This is a genomic window from Croceibacterium segetis, assembly GCF_011320115.1.
Classification (GTDB): Bacteria; Pseudomonadota; Alphaproteobacteria; order Sphingomonadales; family Sphingomonadaceae; genus Croceibacterium_B; species Croceibacterium_B segetis.
On sequence record NZ_JAANOZ010000005.1, the window covers coordinates 249,364 to 266,234 of the forward strand.

The following is a 16,871-nucleotide window of genomic DNA, read 5'->3' on the forward strand; positions in this document are numbered from 1 at the left end:
CGCCGAAGGCTTAGCCTGCCTTCATGCAAGGGCGACTTCTCAAAGCGGTTGTAACGGGCGCGCTGCTGTCGCTGGCCGCGTGCGGCCATTCGGACGGCCCGCTCGACATTGCGATCATCGGCGACAAGGACGAGGTTTTTGCCGGTGGCCTGAGGTTGTCCGAAGGCGCGCAGGTGGTTCGCGGCGCAACCGGCGCCGGCCTCGTCGCGCTCGACGCGCAAGGCGAGATCGAACCGGCCCTGGCCGACCGGTGGATCGTCGCCGACGATGGCAAGAGCTATATTTTCCGCCTGCGCGAAGGGACCTGGCCCGACGGCGCCGAACTTACCGGCGAAAGCGCGCGCGAGGCCATTCGGCAGGTAATCCGCGGCCTGCGCGGAACTTCGCTCGGACTCGACCTGGGGCCGGTCGACGAGGTCAAGGCGATGGCCGGCCGGGTCGTCGAGATCGACCTGAAAGCGCCGATGCCCGATTTCCTGCGCTTGCTGGCGCAACCCGAGCTGGCGCTCTCTCACCGGGGTTTCCAGGCCGGTCCGATGGTGATCGAACGAGCGCGCCCGGACACCGCGATGGGGCGTCAGCCGACCGAGTTGACGTTCAGGCCCCCGGAAATGCGCGGCCAGCCGCAGGAGGAGGGCTGGCAGCGGCACGTCCGCGCGGTTGGCGTCGAAGCCCTCCCTGCGAAGGCCGCGCTGGCCGCGTTTGACCAAGGCGAGGTCGACGTCGTGCTCGGCGGCACGATCGCTTCCTGGCCGCTGGCGGATCCCGGCCCCCTGTCGCGCGGCAACTTGCGACTCGACAACGTGATCGGCCTGTTCGGCATGCAGGTCATGCGCGAGCGCGGCTTCCTCGCGCTGCCGCAGAACCGCGAGGCGCTGGCTTTGGCGATCGACCGGCCGGCGCTGATGTCGCGCTTCAACATCGGCGGCTGGGTGCCGAGCACGCGAATCGTTCCGGCGGCAGTCGCCGGCGCGAAGGTATCTGAGCGCTGGGCCGGAGCCAGCATCGACCAGCGCCGCGGCGCCGCAGCCAGCCGCGTGGCGGCCTGGCGCGCCGGCGCGGGCAAGGGCAAACCGCCGCAGCTGACCATCGCGCTCGCCGACGAGCCCGGATTTGTTATGCTATTCAACGAGTTGTCCGCCCAGCTCGGCCAGATCGGCGTCACGCTGGTGCGCGTCGCCGAGGGCGAGCCGGCCGACCTGACGCTGGTCGACCGGATCGCCCGCTATGCCGAGCCGCGCTGGTTTCTCAACCAGTTCAATTGCTCGCTCCATCGCGGCCTCTGCAATTCGGAGGCGGACGCGGCCGTCGAATCAGCGCTCGCGGCGCCGGATGCCCAGACGCGAGCCGACGATCTCGCCCGCGCCGAAGGCCTGCTGAGCGCGGCCAACGTGTACATCCCGATCGGCGCGCCGCTGCGCTGGTCGATGGTGCGCGGCACCGTCGACGGGTTCGCCTCGAACGCGTGGGCCTGGCATCCCTTGCCCGACATGGCGACGATCCCCAAATAACCTCGATGGATCGCGCCGAACTATCACCGCAGCGCCCCCGCCCGATGGCGGCCTCGCTGCCGACCGGAACCGACCCGGCCTCGGTCCGCCGGCGGATTGAGGCGGTCGAGAAACTGCTCGAGCACGGTTTCAAGGTCCCCGGCCTGGGTTACGAGTTCGGCCTCGACGCGATCGTCGGGCTTATTCCGGTGATCGGCGATTTCGTCGGCGCCGCGTTCGGCGCCTACCTGGTGTGGGAAGCGAAGAACCTCGGCATGCCCAAGTGGAAGCTGTGGCGGATGGCCGGCAATGTCGGGTTCGACACCGCCATCGGGCTGGTTCCGTTCGCCGGTGACGCGCTCGACTTCCTGTTCCGCTCCAACACCCGCAACCTTCGCGTCGTCAAGCGGCACCTCGACAAGCATCATCCGCATACCCGCGTGATCGAAGGGTAGTTTCACTTTCAACCGTCTCCGGCTTATAGCTTCCTGCATGGGCCGGGACGTCACTTACGCGAGTTACCTCGATCTGGACCGTGTTCTCTCGGCGCAGCATCCGGTGTCGGGTGCGCACGACGAGATGCTGTTCATCGTCGTCCACCAGGCGAGCGAGCTGTGGCTCAAGCTTTGCCTGCACGAACTCGCCGGCGCGCGCGAGCTGATCGCTGCCGACGAGTTGCGCCCGGCCTTTAAAATGCTCAGTCGCGTCGCCCGCGCGCAACAGCAACTGATCGGCAACTGGGACGTGCTGAGCACGATGACGCCGCACGATTACTCACAAGTCCGCCCGTTTCTCGGGCGGTCGAGCGGGTTTCAGTCGGCGCAGTATCGGCTGATGGAATTCATGCTCGGCGGGCGCGATCCGGACATGGTGACGATGCACGAAGCGACACCCGAAGTGGCCGGAGAATTGCGGGCCGAATTGGGACGGCCCAGCCTCTACGACGAAGCCCTGCGCCTGCTCACCCGGCGCGGGTTCGCCATCCCGGCCGAAGTGCTCGAACGCGGGCTGGAGCGGCCGCATGAGGCCAATCAGGCGATCACCGAGGCCTGGGCGCAAATCTATCGCGACCCCGACCAATACTGGGACCTCTACGAGCTGGCCGAGAAGCTGGTCGACCTCGAATACCACTTCCAGCGCTGGCGCTTCGGACACCTCAAGACCGTTGAGCGGATCATCGGCTTCAAGCCGGGCACCGGCGGCACGGCGGGCGTGCCCTATCTAGAGTCGGTGCTCAAGAAGGGCTTCTTCCCCGAGCTGCTCGCGGTGAGGACCGAGATTTGATTCCGAGTCTCGCCGACGCCCGCGCGCTCGACGCGGCCGATCCGATCGCCGGCTACCGCAAGCAGTTCGCGATTCCGCCGGGGGTGGTCTACCTCGACGGCAATTCGCTCGGTGCGCTGCCGTTGGGCACAGCGGCTCGGCTCGGCGAGGTAATCCGCCGCGAATGGGGCGAGGGGCTGGTCCGCAGCTGGAACAGCGCCGACTGGATCGGCATGCCGCGTCGCATCGGGGCGATGATCGCGCCGCTGATCGGGGCGCAGGCGGACGAGGTGATCGCCTGCGATTCGACCTCGGTGAACCTGTTCAAACTGATCGCCGCGGCGCTGGCGATGCGGCCCGGGCGCAAGGTTGTGCTGAGCGAGCCGGGTAACTTCCCGACAGACCTCTACCTGATCGCCGGGCTCGAGGCGCAGGGGTTGGCCGCGAAGCGGCTCGTAGAGCGGGAAGCGCTCGAAGCGGCGCTCGACGACAGCGTCGCGCTACTGCTGCTGACCCACGTTCACTACAAGACCGGCGCGATGCACAACATGGCCAAGCTGACTCGCGCGGCGCATGACGTGGGCGCGCTGGTGCTGTGGGACCTGTCGCACAGCGCCGGGGCGGTGCCGGTCGACCTGAATGGCGGCAACGCCGATCTCGCCGTCGGCTGCGGCTACAAGTATTTCAACGGCGGCCCCGGCGCGCCCGCCTTCGCTTTCGTCGCCAAGCGCCACCAGGCGGCGCTGCAGCAACCGCTGACCGGCTGGATGAGCCACGCCGCGCCGTTCGCCTTCGTCGACGACTACACCCCGGCGCCCGGCATCGAACGCCTGCTCACCGGCACCCCGCCGATCCTCGGCCTCGCCGCGCTCGAGGAAGGCGTGCGGCTGATCGCCGAGATCGGCATCGAGCGGCTGCATGCGAAATCGCGCGCGCTGTCCGACTTCCTCCGCGCCGCCATCGCCCAGGGTGCGCCCGACCTGCCGTGCATCAGCCCCGAGGGCCCGGGCCCTCGCGGCAGCCAGCTCTCGTACCGTCACCCCGAGGCCTACGCGATCGCCCAGGCGCTGATCGGGCGCGGAGTGATCCCCGACTTCCGCGAGCCGGACGTTCTCCGTCTCGGACTGTCGCCCGCTTACATTCGCTTCGAAGACTGCTGGCACGCCGCCCAAGCGCTCAGCGAAGTGCTGGCGAGCGGCGAGTGGGAGCGGGAAGAGTTCACGACGCGGAGAGCGGTGACCTGACGGGCAGGCGTTAAGCCTCCAGCTCGATGTCCCAGTAAAGCCAGTCGCGCCATGTCTCGTGCAGATAGTTCGGTGGGAACTTCTTGCCGTGCTGTTGCAGTTGCCAGTGGGTCGGGCGGATCGGATGGACCAGCGGGTGCATGTTCGCCTGCGCAGGCGTGCGGCCGCCCTTCTTCATGTTGCACGGGGCGCATGCCGTGAGGATGTTCTCCCACGTGGTCCGCCCGCCGAGCCGGCGCGGCATGACGTGGTCGAAGGTCAGGTGCTGCTCGCTGCCGCAGTACTGGCAGCTGAAGCGGTCGCGCAGGAAGACGTTGAAGCGGGTGAATGCCGGGAATTCGCTCGGCCGGACGTATTGCCTGAGCGCGATCACGCTTGGGATCTGCATGTCGAGGCTCGGCGAGTGGACCAGCCGCTCGTAGCTGGCGACGATGTCGACCCGCTCGAGGAAGATCGCCTTGATTGCCGTCTGCCACGGCCAAAGGCTCAATGGATAGTATGAGAGCGGCGTGTAATCGGCGTTCAGCACCAGCGCCGGACAGCTTTCCAGCCGCCTGGTGGGGTCTTCCATCGCGCTGCGGAAATGGGCCGCGCGCTCGATCAGGTCGGCCTTGAACACGCCGAGTGTCCTCCTTGGGAAGCAAGGGAGCATTTGCGCCGAAATGCGTCAACCCCGTTACAAGGCGCGAATCCACAGCCGTTTGGCGGATTTGCGGGTGTAGCGGGCCCGCGCGCGGGCTAGGAAGCACCGTGATCGTCACTCGCTTTGCCCCCAGCCCGAACGGGCCCTTGCATCTCGGCCACGCCTACTCGGCGATCGTCGCGCACGATCTGGCAAAGGCCCGCGGCGGGCGCTTCCTCCTGAGGATCGAGGACATCGACGGCGCCCGCTCGCGGCCGGAGTTGGCCGAAGCGTTTCGCGCGGACCTCGCCTGGCTCGGGCTCGAATGGGAGGAAGTGCCGGCGCAATCGACGCGGGTGACGGCCTATGCGCAAGCAGCGGAGTGGCTGCGGCGCGAGGGCCTGCTCTATCCCTGCCGGTGCACGCGTGCCGAGATCGCGGCGGCGGCGACCGAAGGAGGTCCCGATGGACCGGTCTATCCCGGAACCTGCCGAGGCACCCCGGTCGATCACGCCGCAGCCGCCTGGCGGCTCGATGTCGCCGAAGCACTCCGGCGAACCGGGCCGCTGACCTGGCTCGACGAACGCGCGGGCGAGCAGGCGGCGCGGCCCGAGCTGCTCGGCGACGTAGTGCTGGTGCGCAGGGAGGCCGAGACTCCGGCGAGCTATCACCTCGCCGTGACGATCGACGACTCGGCCGACGGCGTCACACTGGTCACGCGCGGCATAGACTTGTTTCCTGCGACGCATGTCCATCGGTTGCTTCAGGCGTTGCTCGATCTGCCGGTTCCGGCCTGGCACCACCACCCGCTGCTGCTCGACGAAACCGGCACCAAGCTCGCCAAGCGGCGCGGCTCTCCTTCGCTGGTCGACCGCCGCCGCGCCGGCGAGGACGGGCGGGCGCTGGCGGATTTGCTGCGCGCCGGGCGCCTCCCGGCTGGCATTACGCTCGGCGAAGGCCTAGATCGGGTGCCATGAACACCATCCTTGTCATCCTCCTCGTCGCGGCGATGATCTTCGTCGTCGTCTCGCTCGTCCGCGGGATTGTCGCCTTCCTGCAATCGCACCGCGCCGACATCGACGCCGGCGGCGAGCGGCAGAAGGACATGCAGCTGTTGCAGAACCGGATGATGATGAACCGGATCAAGTTCCAGGCTCTCGCGATCGTCATCGTGGCGATCCTGCTCATGCTCAACCACTGATCCGGCGGGCCGGAACGATGGTCCGTCTCAACAAGATCTACACCCGCACCGGCGACGACGGCACGACCGGGCTGGTCGACGGCAGCCGCGTGCCCAAGCACGACGCGCGGATGGAAGCGATTGGCGCGGTCGACGAGGCAAATTCGGCGCTGGGATTGGCGGCTGTGGTGCTTCAGGGCGAGGCTGCCAGCGACGTGCAGCGCTTGCAGAACGACCTGTTCGACCTGGGCGCCGATTTGGCGACGCCGGGCGAGGACTTCGCGCCCTCGGAGATGGTGCTGCGGATCGTCGCGGCGCAGGGCGAATGGCTCGAATCGCGGATCGACGCGCTCAACGAGAGCCTCGAACCCCTGCGCAGCTTCATCCTCCCGGGCGGCAGTGAGGCCGCGGCGCGGGTCCATGTCGCACGGGCGGCGGTGCGCCGGGCCGAGCGGGCGATGACTGCGCTCGCCTCCGGGGCGCCGGTCAACCCGGCCGCGCTGGCGTTCGTCAACCGTTTGTCGGATTACCTGTTCGTGCTTGCGCGCGCCATCAATGCGGGCGGCGAGGGCGACGTCTTGTGGCAGCCCGGCGCCAACCGCTGAGCGCGGGAATCTACCGATAGCGAGCCGATCATTGCGGACGCAGTTTCGCGGGAACGCGCGCCCTGTGCCGCGGGTTTGGCTGCAAAGGAGATTCATCCATGATCGCTCGCGAACCGACGTCCGACGACGCGCCCGAAATGCACAACGACGAACAGGACGACGAGCCGAGCCAGGCGCAGTCGATCGCCGAAGAGGCGCGTAACCGCGCCGGCCAGGCCAGCCCCCTCGACAGCACCAAGGTCCACGGCGGGATCGAAGACGATTCGACGCAGGACCTGATCGATCACATGCGCGACATGGAGCAGTCGGGCCGGATCGACATGGACGCCTACGCCGGAGAGGAGAACCTCGACGACAACGAGGACAAGTACGGCGAGGAAAATCGGGTCGACGACTTGCCGAGCGACGGCAGCTAGCCTTCGCTGGCTTCGCGCTTCAGATCGTACAGCAACTCGAGCGCGGCCTTCGGCGTGAGCGCGTCGACATCGAGCGCCTGCAATCGCTCGCGCAGCTCGTCGCACTGCTCTTCCTCGAGTTCGGCAGCGGCGGCGAACAGCGGCAGGTCGCCAAGGCCCGCCGCCAGTCCGCCGGTCTGCGCACGGCCCTTCTCTAGCCGGTCGAGCACTGACTTGGCGCGGGCCACGACGGTTTTCGGCACGCCCGCCAGCTTGGCGACCGCCAGCCCGTAGCTGCGATCAGCCGGCCCTTCAGCCAGCTCGTGGAGCAGCACCAGGTCGCCCTTCCATTCGCGTGCCCGGACGTGGTGGAGCGACAGCGCATCACAGGTTTCCGCGAGCCGTGAGAGCTCGTGGTAATGGGTGGCGAACAGGCACCGGCAGCGATTGGTTTCATGCACAGCCTCGACCACCGCCCAGGCGAGCGCCAACCCATCGTAAGTCGAGGTGCCGCGACCCACTTCGTCGAGGATCACGAAGCTGCGCTCCGTCGCCTGCGCGAGAATCGCCGCGGTCTCGACCATTTCGACCATGAAGGTCGAGCGTCCGCGCGCGAGGTTGTCGCTCGCGCCGACGCGGCTGAACAGGCGGTCGACGAGGCCGACCTTCGCCCGTGCCGCCGGCACATAGCCTCCGGCCTGGGCCAGCAGCACGATCAGGGCGTTCTGCCTCAGGAAGGTCGACTTGCCGCCCATGTTGGGCCCGCCGATCAGCCACAGCCGGTCAGCGGTCGACAGCGCGCAGTCATTGGCCACGAACCGCTCGCCGGCCTGAGCCAGGGCCGCTTCGACCACCGGATGCCGCCCGCCTTCGATTTCGAGGCACGGCTCGGCGACGATCTCGGGCCGGCACCAGCCGCCTTCGGCCGCGCGCTCGGCCTGACCGGCCGACACATCGATCCGCGCCAGCGCGGCGGCGGTCGCGGCGATCGGCTGGCGCGCGGCGACGACTTCGCCGACCAGTTCCTCGAAATGCGCCTCCTCGGCCGCCAGCGCATGACCACCTGCCTCGGCGATGCGGCTCGCCTCTTCGTGCAGCGACAGCGAGTTGAACCGCACGGCTCCGGCCATCGTCTGGCGGTGGGTGAAGCCGCTGTCCGGCGCCATCAATGCGTCGGCATGCCGCGCCGGAACCTCGATGAAATAGCCCAATACGCCGTTGTGACGGATCTTGAGCGCCGAAATGCCGGTTTCGTCGCGGTACTTCGATTCCAATGCGGCGATCGCTCGGCGCGAATTGGAGGATACGAGGCGTAGCTCGTCGAGCGCCGCATCATGCCCTTCGGCGATGAAGCCGCCCTGGCCGCGCTCGGTCGGCGGCGAGGGCACCAGCGCGCGCGACAGCAGATCGGTCAGCGCGCCGTGCCCGCCGAGGCTCGGCAGCAAGCGGTCGAGCAACGCCGGGCGTTCGGGCTTGGCGGCGAGGTGGTCGCGGATGCGGCGCGCCTCGCCGAGGCCGTCGCGCAGCTGGCCGAGATCGCGCGGGCTGCCGCGACCGGCGACCACCCGGCCGAGCGCGCGGCCGATGTCGGGCAAGTGCCGCAGCACGTCGCGCACGTCGGCGCGCAGCAGCGGGTCGGCGTGGAACCACTGCACAAGCGCCAGCCGCTCGACGATCGCCGCCTTGTCGGTCAGCGGGGCGGAGAGGTCCTCGGCCAGTTGCCGCGCGCCCGCGCCGGTCACGCAGCGGTCGACCGCCGCCAGCAGACTCCCGGCGCGCCCGCCGCCTTGCGCTTCGAGCACCTCCAGGCTGGCGCGCGTCGCCGCGTCCATCGCCAGCCGCGTGGCGCCGTCCTGCGCCACCGGAGGCAGCAGCAGCGGCAAGTGCCCGCGCCCCGCATGGTCGAGATAAGCGATCAGCCCGCCCGCCGCCGCCAGCATCGCGCGGCCGAATTGCCCGAACCCGTCGAGCGTGGCGACGCCGTGGACGGCTTTCAGCCGCGCCTCCCCTTCGTCGCTGGCGAAATCGCGCGACGGGCGCGGGATCGCCTCCGCCGGCATGCCGTCCCACCCCTCGGGCGCGATCAGCTCGCTCGCCGAGATCCGGGCGAGCGTCGCAGGCAAGGCCTCGGGCGCGCATTCCTCCAGCTCCATCCGTCCGGTCGAGATGTCGCACGCGGCCAGGCCGCACACGCCGCGAACCTCGCACACCGCTGCGAGCACGTTCGCCCGGCGCGGTTCGAGCAGCGCTTCCTCGGTCAGCGTGCCGGCGGTGACGAAGCGGACGATATCGCGCGCCACGAGTGTCTTCGAGCCGCCGCGCTTGCGCGCTTCCTCGGGGCTCTCAGTCTGCTCGGCGATCGCCACCCGGCAGCCGGCCTTGATCAGCCGGGCGAGATAACCCTCCGCTGCATGCACCGGCACGCCGCACATCGGGATCGGCTTGCCGTCGTGCTCGCCGCGGCTGGTCAGCGCGATGTCGAGCACTTGCGAGGCCGTGTTGGCGTCGTCGAAGAACAGCTCGAAGAAGTCGCCCATGCGGTAGAACAGCAGGCAATCGCCGGCCTCGCGCTTGAGCGCGAGGTATTGCGCCATCATCGGGGTGGCGGTGCCTGCCATGCGTTTGGCCTAGCCGCGCCCGTTCCGATTCGGGAACACCCGGGCGAAAGCTTTCCCCTATGCCAAGGCCGTGCGGCGCGTTAGGGCTTCCGCCCGAGGAGACGACGCTTGGCCGACGAGACGAATTCCAGCTTCACCACGCGTGAGGCGCTGTTCTACCACGAGACCGGGCGCCCCGGTAAGATCGAGATCATCCCGTCGAAGCCCGTCGCCACCCAGCGCGACCTCAGCCTGGCCTATTCGCCGGGCGTCGCCGCGCCGGTCGAGGCGATCGCCAAGGACCCTCTGGCGGCGTACGAATATACCGCCAAGGGCAACCTCGTCGCGGTCATCACCAACGGCACCGCCATCCTCGGCATGGGCAACCTCGGTGCGCTCGCCAGCAAGCCGGTGATGGAAGGCAAGGCGGTGCTGTTCAAGCGCTTCGCCGATGTCGATTCGATCGACATCGAGCTCGCCACCGAGGACCCCGAGGCGTTCATCAACGCCGTCGCGCTGATGGAGCCGAGCTTCGGGGGCATCAATCTCGAAGATATCGCCGCGCCCGAGTGCTTCGTCATCGAGCAGGCCCTGCGCGAGCGGATGAAGATCCCGGTCATGCATGACGACCAGCACGGCACCGCGATCATCGCCGCCGCCGGGCTGATCAACGCCTGCCACTTGACCGGCCGCGATTTCAAGGACGTCAGGATGGTGGTCAACGGCGCCGGCGCCTCGGCGATCGCCTGCACCGCGCTGATCAAGGCGCTCGGCGTGCCCAACGACAATGTCATCATGTGCGACCGCAAGGGCGTGATCTATCGCGGGCGCGACAACGTCGACCAGTGGAAGAGCGCGCATGCGGTCGACACCGACCGCCGCACCCTGGAAGAGGCGCTCAACGGTGCCGACGTCTTCCTCGGCCTGTCGGCGGCCGGCGCGCTCAAGCCCGCGTGGGTCGAGAAGATGGCCAAGCAGCCGATCATCTTCGCGATGGCCAATCCCGATCCCGAGATCACGCCCGACGATGCCAAAGCCGTGCGGCCCGACGCGATCATCGCCACCGGCCGCTCGGACTATCCGAACCAGGTCAACAATGTGCTCGGCTTCCCGTTCATCTTCCGCGGCGCGCTCGACGTGCGGGCGACGGCGATCAACGAGGAGATGAAGATCGCCGCCGCGCATGCGATCGCCGCGCTGGCTCGCGAGCGGGTGCCGGACGAGGTCGCCGCGGCCTATGGCGTCGATCGCCAGTTCGGGCGCGATTACATCATTCCCGCCCCGTTCGATCCGCGGTTGATGGAGACGGTGTCCTCCGCTGTCGCCAAGGCGGCGATGGATTCCGGCGTGGCGCAAAAACCGATCGAGGACTTCGACGCCTACCGCGTGTCCTTGCGCGCGCGGCTCAACCCGACCACCTCTGTGCTGACTCACGTCTACGAGGAAGCCAAGCGCGCGCCCAAGCGCGTCGTCTTCGCCGAGGCTGAGGAAGACATCGCCCTGCGCGCGGCGATCCAGCTGCGCGACTTCGGCTACGGCACCCCGGTGCTGGTCGGCCGCACGCAGGCAGTGAAGGACAAGCTGCGCGAGTTGGGCGTCACCGATCCCGACAGCTTCGAGATCCAGAACTCGGCCGACAGCACCTATGTCCCGGCCATGGTCGCATATCTCTACGGGCGACTGCAGCGCCGCGGCTATACCGAGCGCGACGTGCGCCGGATGGTCAACCAGGATCGCAACGTGTTCGCCTCGCTGCTGGTCGCGCTCGACCATGGCGACGCGATGATCTCGGGCCTTACGCGCCCATTCGCGCAGACGATGCGCGAGGTCAGCCTGGTGCTCGATCCCAAGCCCAATTCGCTGCCGTTCGGCATTCACCTGATGATCGGCAAGAACTATACCGTGTTCCTCGCCGACACGACGATCAACGAGCGCCCGAGCGCCGAGGGACTGGCGCACATCGCGCGCGAGACGGCCAAGGTCGCCCGCCGCCTTGGGCACGAGCCGCGGGTGGCTTTCCTCAGCTACTCAACTTTCGGCAACCCGCCCGGAAAATGGCTCGAGAACATTCGCGACGCGGTCCATATCCTCGACCAGGACGACCCCGGCTTCGAGTACGAAGGCGAGATGGCGCCCGACGCCGCGCTCAACCCGCAAGTCATGAAGCTCTATCCCTTCAGCCGTCTGTCGGCGCCGGCCAACGTGCTGGTCATGCCCGGGCTGCAATCGGCCAACCTCTCGGCCAAGCTGCTGCGCGAGCTGGCCGGCAACGCGGTGATCGGGCCGATGTTGATCGGCATGGATAAGCCGGTCCAGATCGCCCCGATGACCGCCTCCGCGCCCGACCTGCTGACGCTGGCCGTGCTGGCGAGCGCCGGCGTGGTGAGCTGAGGCCACCGCTGCTCAGAGACGGCCCAGCGAGACGCTGGCGGACGATCGCCGCGTGCAACCTCGGGGTCGCGCTCGAAGGCTTCGACTTCATCGCCTACAGCGCCTTCGCGGCGATCTTCGCTCGACTCTACTTTCCCGCCGACAGCGCGCTCGCCGCCACCCTGCTCACCTTCGGCGGGTTTGCCACCGCCTACCTCGCGCGACCGTTGGGCGGTCTCTTCTGGGGCCTTTATGCCGACCGCAACGGACGTCGGGCCGCCCTGGCCTGGACGGCGATCCTGATGGCACTCGGAACCGGGCTGATCGCCGTAACCCCGCCTTATACGGCTATCGGCATGGCCGCGCCGGCTCTGATCCTGGTTGCGCGGCTGCTACAGGGGTTCGCCGTCAGCGGCGAATTCGCCAGCGCAACCGCGATGCTGGTCGAAGTGGCGCCGCCCGGCCGGCGCGCGCTCTACGCCAGCACCCAGATGGCGACGCAAGTACTCACCGCCGGCCTTGCCGCGGGAATCGTGCTCGCGCTCACTTTGCTGCTGCCGCAGTCCGCGGTCGAGAACTGGGGCTGGCGCCTGGTCTTCGCGCTCGGCACGATGATCGGCCCGGTCGGCTTCTGGATGCGCTCGCGGATGGCCGAATCGCCGGTCTACCAAGCGCTGACTGCGGCTCACCGGACCGCGCGCGCGCCCTTGCGGGAGATCTTCGGCCGCTTTCCAAGCGAACTCCTCGGAATGGCCGGACTGATCGTCATCAGCTCGGCGGCGCTCTACCTGATCCTGATCTTCCTGCCGCTTTACGCCGTGCGCGAGCTCGGCATCGCGCCGGTCGATACCCAGATTTCGACGATCGTCGCCACTTCGGCCGAAGCGCTCGTCATCCTTGGCTGCGGACGCCTGGCCGACCGGGTTGGAGCGCTGCCCGTCCTCGCCTGCGGCGCCGCCGCCTATACGCTCGCCATCTGGCCACTGTTCGCGGCGCTGGTCGCCGCGCCCTCCTTTGCCGCCTTGCTGGCGGTCCAGCTCGCCGCCGCCGTGCTGCTGGGCGTGATCTCCGCGCCGCTGCCTTTTGCGATGTCGCGGTTGCTGCCGCCCGAAGTGCGCACGACGGGGATCGGCCTGATCTACAACACGGTCGGCGCGGTGTTCGGCGGACTCGGACCGTTGATCGTGACCGCGCTCGTCGCGGCGACCGGCGACAAGGCGGCGCCCGGCTGGTGGGCGGCGGCGACTGGCGCGACCGGCGCGATTGCGGCATTCTGGCTCTGGCGACAACACAAGGAGGAAGCGCGATGAAGCCGAAGGTACCGCTCGAGGACCGCGTCGAGATCGAAGAGCTGATGGCGCGCTACGCCTGGGCGCTCGATACCGGGGACCTCGATGGCTACGCCGACTGTTTCCATCCCGACGGCTGGCTCGAGCACTGGCCGCAGGGGCGCTGCGTTGGCCGCGAAGGGCTCAAGCGGGCGACCGATTCACTGTGGTACGACAAGCCCGATCATTATCTCGGCCGCCAGCACCGCATGAGCCAGGTGCTGATGACCCCTGAAGGCGACCGCGGCGTGCGCATCAAGTGCTTCTGGTCGATCCTCCAGCACGACGTGAAGACGTTCGAGAACCGCGTGTTCGGCATGGGAACTTGGGACACGCTGGCCGAAAAGCGCGACGGGGAATGGCGCTTCGCCAGCGTCTACGTCGACTTGTGGATCAACGGCCAGGTGCCATGGGTCGGCGAGAAACGGGCCTGGAGCGAGCCGCCGGCGCAAGTCGCCTGAGGCGCTACCAGGGAATTTCACTGCCGTCGTAGGCCAGGAAGCGGTGAGCGGGCGCGTGCTTGGCTTCGAGCACGTCGGCCAAGCCCGCGACGCTTTCGTCGACCGTCAGGTGCGCCCCCGACCCGCCCATGTCGGTCTGCACCCAGCCAGGGTGGAGCGAGAGTACGGCAATTCCGCGCCGCTTGGCATCCTGCTCGAAAATCCCCTTGGCGAGGATGTTCTGCGCCGCCTTGCTCATCCGATAGAGGTCGTAACCGCCCGACGACTCCGCGATCGAACCCATCCGCGAGGTGGTGAAGGCGAGCGTGCCGCCGTCCTTCAGAAGTGGCAGCAACACCATGGCGGCGTGCGCCGGACCGACCGCGTTGGTCATCATGATCTCGGTGACTTCGTCGGCGGTAGCGTTGGTGACCGACTGGCTTTCTGGGCCGATGATGCCGGCGTTGACCAGCACCACGTCCAGCGAGCCCGGCTCGATCCGGCCGGCAAGCGCCTCGAGCGTCGCGGGATCGGTCACGTCGGCGGTGACCACCTCGATTTCGGCGTCCTCTGCCGCGCGGCCAAGATGCTCGCTGACGCTGCGCTGGCTGGCGAAAACATGCCAGCCGCGCTCGGCGAGCTCCTCGGCAAGGCCGAGGCCGATTCCGCGCGAGGCTCCGATGATCAGGGCGCGCCGCTTGGCGATCTTGTTCCTCCTACGATGCCGAAGCGATCTGGCTCGCACCGCCGAACATCTGCGGCATCGCCAGCGCATCGAAGCCATACACGTCGGGGCGGAATACCACACCGTTGGCGGTCGGTTCGACCGTCAGGTAGGTCATGTAGACCGGCACCGGCTTGGGCAGCGTGAATTCCTGCTCGCGCGGCGAAGTGGCCTGCGGCATCCGGCCGAACACCCAGTCGGCGAAACGGCGATAGTCGGACAGGCGCACGCAGCCGTTGCTGAGGTGGCGCTCATCCTCCGCAAACAGCTCTTTATGCGGGGTGTCGTGCAGGTAGATGCCGTAATCGTTGGGCATCTCGAACTTCATGTCGCCCATCGAATTCCACGGGCCCGGCAGCTGCCGCACGCGAATGTTGCCCGCGGCCTTGTCGGCGGCGATCTTTCGCCAGTTCACGGTCTTGGGATCGATCACCGGCGCGTCGGGGGACCAGTTGGCGAGGACCTCGTAATGGAAGCTGTCGAGGTAAGAGAGGCCCTGCTCGCGGATTCGCGCGGCGGTGAGCGAGCGAATCAGTTCGGGCGGGACGTTCCAGTAAGGATGCACTTTGGCGGTGCGCATCAGCACGGCCATCATCGGCGTCTTGGTCTTGGGCGAGCCGACGACCACCCGCATGCTGTCGGCGATCCGGTCGCGGTCGAACAGATAGGCCATGGCCGAGCCCGAATCGATCACCACGTAGCGATCGAAGGCGCGAGTCGCCGGCAAGCGCCAGGCGCGCTCCATGTTGATCGCGATCCGCCGCTCGTAATAATCGGCGCCCTGGTTGAGCGACGCGAGCGTGCCCTTTCCGGCGATCCCGTCGACCGGCTCGAGCCCGTGGACGCGCTGATAATCCGAGACCCGCTGGAACAGGTCCTGACCATAGCCGTCGCCGGGCGGCAGACCTAGGCGGGTGCGCAGCAGCGCCACGCGCTTGCCGGTCGACCCGAGCTTGAGCACCGGTCCGGCGGGAATCTTGACCTGCGGTAGCCGGCCCCACGACGCTTCGTACTGTTCGAGGCCATCGGAAAGCCGCTGGAACACTACATTGGGCGTATTGCGGTTGTCGCCCTTGAACAGGCGGGCGAGCCAGTTGCGCGGCTTCTGGTGCCGCGAGGCGACCGAACTCATGTCGGGGTCGACATAGACGAAGTCGATGCCCTGCTTGATGTTGCGCGGGACCGCGACCGGCTCGTCCCCTTTCGGTTCTGCCGAGAGCAGGGGCGCCGCTGCCGTCAGGGCCACGGCGGCGAAAATCATCCTGAATAGGTTGCGCATAAAGTTCGCGCCGCGTGTGCGGCGCTCTCCGATCGTTCCGTTTGCAAGCTAAACGCGTTGCCACCGCTTCGGTTTCATGACGCTGAACGGGCGCTCACCGCCGCCGGTAGCGGAAATAGCACACCTCGTGTCCGAGCTTGCGCGCCTTGGCCTCGTAGCGTGTCTCGGGCCAGCCGCCGGGGCGCTGCTGCCAGCTTTGCGGCCCCTCGACCAGCCACTCGAATTGCTCCGAATGGCGGCGCATGACGATCAGCGCGTGGCGCAAGTAGACCGGGTGGTCGGTGCCGAAGCGGAACTCGCCGCCCGGCTTGAGCTTGGCGGCGATGAGATCGAGCGGACCGTCGTTCATCATCCGCCGCTTGGCATGGCGCGCCTTGGGCCAGGGGTCGGGGTGGAGCAGGTAGAGGAGCGAAAGCGCCCCGTCGGGCACCCGGCTCAGCACTTGCAGCGCGTCGCCGTGGTGCAGGCGCACGTTGGCCAGCGGCGGGTGCGCGCCGTTGTCGCCGCCGACGTGCACCAGCGCCTGGGCGACCCCGTTGAGGAACGGCTCGGCCCCGATGAAGCCATGGTCGGGCAGCATGTCGGCCCGCTGTGCCATATGCTCGCCGCCGCCGAAGCCGATCTCGAAGTGCAGCGGACGCGCATCGCCGAACAATCGCTCGGCGGTCACCGGGCCGTCGCTCGGCACCGCGATCTGCGGCAGCAGAGTTTCGAGCAAGCCCTGTTGCGCCTTGCGCAGCGGACGCCCCTGGCTGCGGCCGTAGAGCCGGTTGAGGGTGGTGGGATCGCCGGGTTTGTGCGCGGTCATGGCGTCGCGCGCCTAGCACGAAACGCCGGCGCCGGAAGGCTTTTGCCACGCCGCCGGCAGCCCGCTAGGTAAACGGAATGGATTTCATCGCCGCGATCACTGCCGTAGTCGTGGGCTGGCAGTCGGGCCGGATCGACCGGCGCCATCTCAAGGGGATCGCCATCGTCGTGCTCGGCTGGACTGCCGTGACCACAGTCGCCGGGCTGACTTATCTCGGTCTGACCGGGCTGCTTTTCGTAATCGTCTATCGCGCCTTGTTGGTCGGCCTGCCTTATGCCGCCGGGGTTGCCGTCCGGCGCTTGCAGCGCCGCCGCGGCTGAGGGGATAATGAAACGGCCCGCCTCCATTCGGAAGCGGGCCTTTCACGTCCCATCCAAGGAAGACTCAGGAGATAGTCAGGCGGCTTCCGCCTCTTCGCCCGGATCGCGCAGCACGTAGCCGCGGCCCCAGACGGTTTCGATGTAATTCTCGCCGCCGCAGGCGCTCGAAAGCTTCTTGCGCAGCTTGCAGATGAACACGTCGATGA

General features: G+C 68.0%; 18 protein-coding genes. 12 read left to right on the forward strand and 6 right to left on the reverse strand.

Translation table 11 applies throughout. The features are described 5' to 3' along the window. Nucleotides 1-23: 23 nt before the first annotated feature. The 4 genes from G7B69_RS08235 to kynU are packed head-to-tail and all read left to right on the forward strand — an operon-like array spanning nt 24 to nt 3,997. Nucleotides 24-1,511, forward strand: coding sequence for an ABC transporter substrate-binding protein (locus G7B69_RS08235; RefSeq protein ID WP_166178049.1), 1,488 nt, complete (start codon nt 24-26; stop codon nt 1,509-1,511). Nucleotides 1,512-1,516: 5 nt separating this feature from the next. Further along, a complete protein-coding gene (locus G7B69_RS08240) occupies nt 1,517-1,945 on the forward strand; it encodes a DUF4112 domain-containing protein (RefSeq protein ID WP_166178051.1) in 429 nt (142 codons plus the stop codon). 37 nt (nt 1,946-1,982) lie between these two features. Then, on the forward strand, nt 1,983-2,774 hold the full coding sequence (locus tag G7B69_RS08245) for a tryptophan 2,3-dioxygenase (RefSeq protein WP_166178053.1): 792 nt from the start codon (nt 1,983-1,985) through the stop codon (nt 2,772-2,774). Then, on the forward strand, nt 2,771-3,997 hold the full coding sequence (kynU, locus tag G7B69_RS08250; protein WP_243415081.1) for a kynureninase: 1,227 nt from the start codon (nt 2,771-2,773) through the stop codon (nt 3,995-3,997). Before G7B69_RS08245 ends, kynU begins: the two co-directional genes overlap by 4 nt. Before the next feature lie 10 nt (nt 3,998-4,007). Here kynU and G7B69_RS08255 read toward each other — a convergent pair whose 3' ends face one another. Further along, a complete protein-coding gene (locus tag G7B69_RS08255; RefSeq protein ID WP_166178055.1) occupies nt 4,008-4,616 on the reverse strand; it encodes an HNH endonuclease in 609 nt (202 codons plus the stop codon). A gap of 131 nt (nt 4,617-4,747) precedes the next feature. Between G7B69_RS08255 and gluQRS the strand changes: the two genes are divergently transcribed. The 4 genes from gluQRS (at nt 4,748) to G7B69_RS08275 (ending at nt 6,820) form a co-directional block, all read left to right on the forward strand. Next, on the forward strand, nt 4,748-5,596 hold the full coding sequence (gene gluQRS, locus G7B69_RS08260; RefSeq protein WP_166178058.1) for a tRNA glutamyl-Q(34) synthetase GluQRS: 849 nt from the start codon (nt 4,748-4,750) through the stop codon (nt 5,594-5,596). Continuing rightward, nucleotides 5,593-5,820, forward strand: a complete 228-nt coding sequence (locus G7B69_RS08265; RefSeq protein WP_166178060.1) for a twin transmembrane helix small protein — start codon at nt 5,593-5,595, stop codon at nt 5,818-5,820. Before gluQRS ends, G7B69_RS08265 begins: the two co-directional genes overlap by 4 nt. A gap of 17 nt (nt 5,821-5,837) precedes the next feature. Next, nucleotides 5,838-6,404, forward strand: coding sequence for a cob(I)yrinic acid a,c-diamide adenosyltransferase (locus G7B69_RS08270; protein ID WP_166178062.1), 567 nt, complete (start codon nt 5,838-5,840; stop codon nt 6,402-6,404). Between the two features lie 98 nt (nt 6,405-6,502). Further along, nucleotides 6,503-6,820 carry a hypothetical protein gene (locus tag G7B69_RS08275; protein WP_166178064.1) on the forward strand — a complete coding sequence of 106 codons (318 nt, stop codon included), beginning with the start codon at nt 6,503-6,505 and terminating at the stop codon, nt 6,818-6,820. Here the strand turns inward: G7B69_RS08275 and mutS are convergent. Further along, nucleotides 6,817-9,417, reverse strand: a complete 2,601-nt coding sequence (mutS, locus tag G7B69_RS08280; RefSeq protein ID WP_207785977.1) for a DNA mismatch repair protein MutS — start codon at nt 9,415-9,417, stop codon at nt 6,817-6,819. The two genes, G7B69_RS08275 and mutS, sit on opposite strands and share 4 nt — an antisense overlap. 108 nt (nt 9,418-9,525) lie before the next feature. Here mutS and G7B69_RS08285 point away from each other — a divergent pair, with 108 nt between their 5' ends. Genes G7B69_RS08285 through G7B69_RS08295 form a run of 3 tightly spaced genes read left to right on the forward strand, consistent with a single transcriptional unit; the run spans nt 9,526 to nt 13,555 of the window. After that, nucleotides 9,526-11,787: an NADP-dependent malic enzyme gene (locus G7B69_RS08285; protein ID WP_166178066.1), complete on the forward strand. Its 2,262-nt coding sequence runs from the start codon at nt 9,526-9,528 to the stop codon at nt 11,785-11,787. A 44-nt stretch (nt 11,788-11,831) separates the two neighbouring features. Further along, the gene (locus G7B69_RS08290) at nt 11,832-13,076 is read left to right on the forward strand and encodes an MFS transporter (RefSeq protein WP_279323157.1); all 1,245 of its coding nucleotides are present in this window, start codon (nt 11,832-11,834) and stop codon (nt 13,074-13,076) included. Beyond that, complete coding sequence (locus tag G7B69_RS08295; protein ID WP_166178068.1) at nt 13,073-13,555, forward strand: nuclear transport factor 2 family protein; 483 nt, start codon at nt 13,073-13,075, stop codon at nt 13,553-13,555. Before G7B69_RS08290 ends, G7B69_RS08295 begins: the two co-directional genes overlap by 4 nt. A gap of 4 nt (nt 13,556-13,559) precedes the next feature. Here the strand turns inward: G7B69_RS08295 and G7B69_RS08300 are convergent, their stop codons facing one another. The 3 genes from G7B69_RS08300 to trmB all read right to left on the reverse strand — a co-directional run bounded on the left by G7B69_RS08300 (nt 13,560) and on the right by trmB (nt 16,345). Then, nucleotides 13,560-14,279 (reverse strand): SDR family NAD(P)-dependent oxidoreductase, encoded by a 720-nt coding sequence (locus G7B69_RS08300; protein WP_243415082.1) that lies wholly within the window; start codon nt 14,277-14,279, stop codon nt 13,560-13,562. Then, complete coding sequence (locus G7B69_RS08305) at nt 14,251-15,519, reverse strand: L,D-transpeptidase family protein (RefSeq protein ID WP_166178072.1); 1,269 nt, start codon at nt 15,517-15,519, stop codon at nt 14,251-14,253. The genes G7B69_RS08300 and G7B69_RS08305 overlap by 29 nt, the downstream gene beginning before the upstream one ends. 112 nt (nt 15,520-15,631) lie before the next feature. After that, nucleotides 15,632-16,345, reverse strand: a complete 714-nt coding sequence (gene trmB / locus G7B69_RS08310; protein ID WP_166178075.1) for a tRNA (guanine(46)-N(7))-methyltransferase TrmB — start codon at nt 16,343-16,345, stop codon at nt 15,632-15,634. 77 nt (nt 16,346-16,422) lie between these two features. On the opposite strand from trmB, the gene G7B69_RS08315 reads away from it, so the two are divergent. Continuing rightward, entirely contained in the window at nt 16,423-16,665 is a 243-nt protein-coding gene (locus G7B69_RS08315) for a hypothetical protein (protein WP_166178077.1), read from the forward strand. A 75-nt stretch (nt 16,666-16,740) separates the two neighbouring features. Here G7B69_RS08315 and G7B69_RS08320 read toward each other — a convergent pair. Continuing rightward, a partial coding sequence (locus tag G7B69_RS08320; RefSeq protein WP_166178080.1) for a winged helix-turn-helix domain-containing protein occupies nt 16,741-16,871 on the reverse strand: 131 nt, incomplete at its 5' end.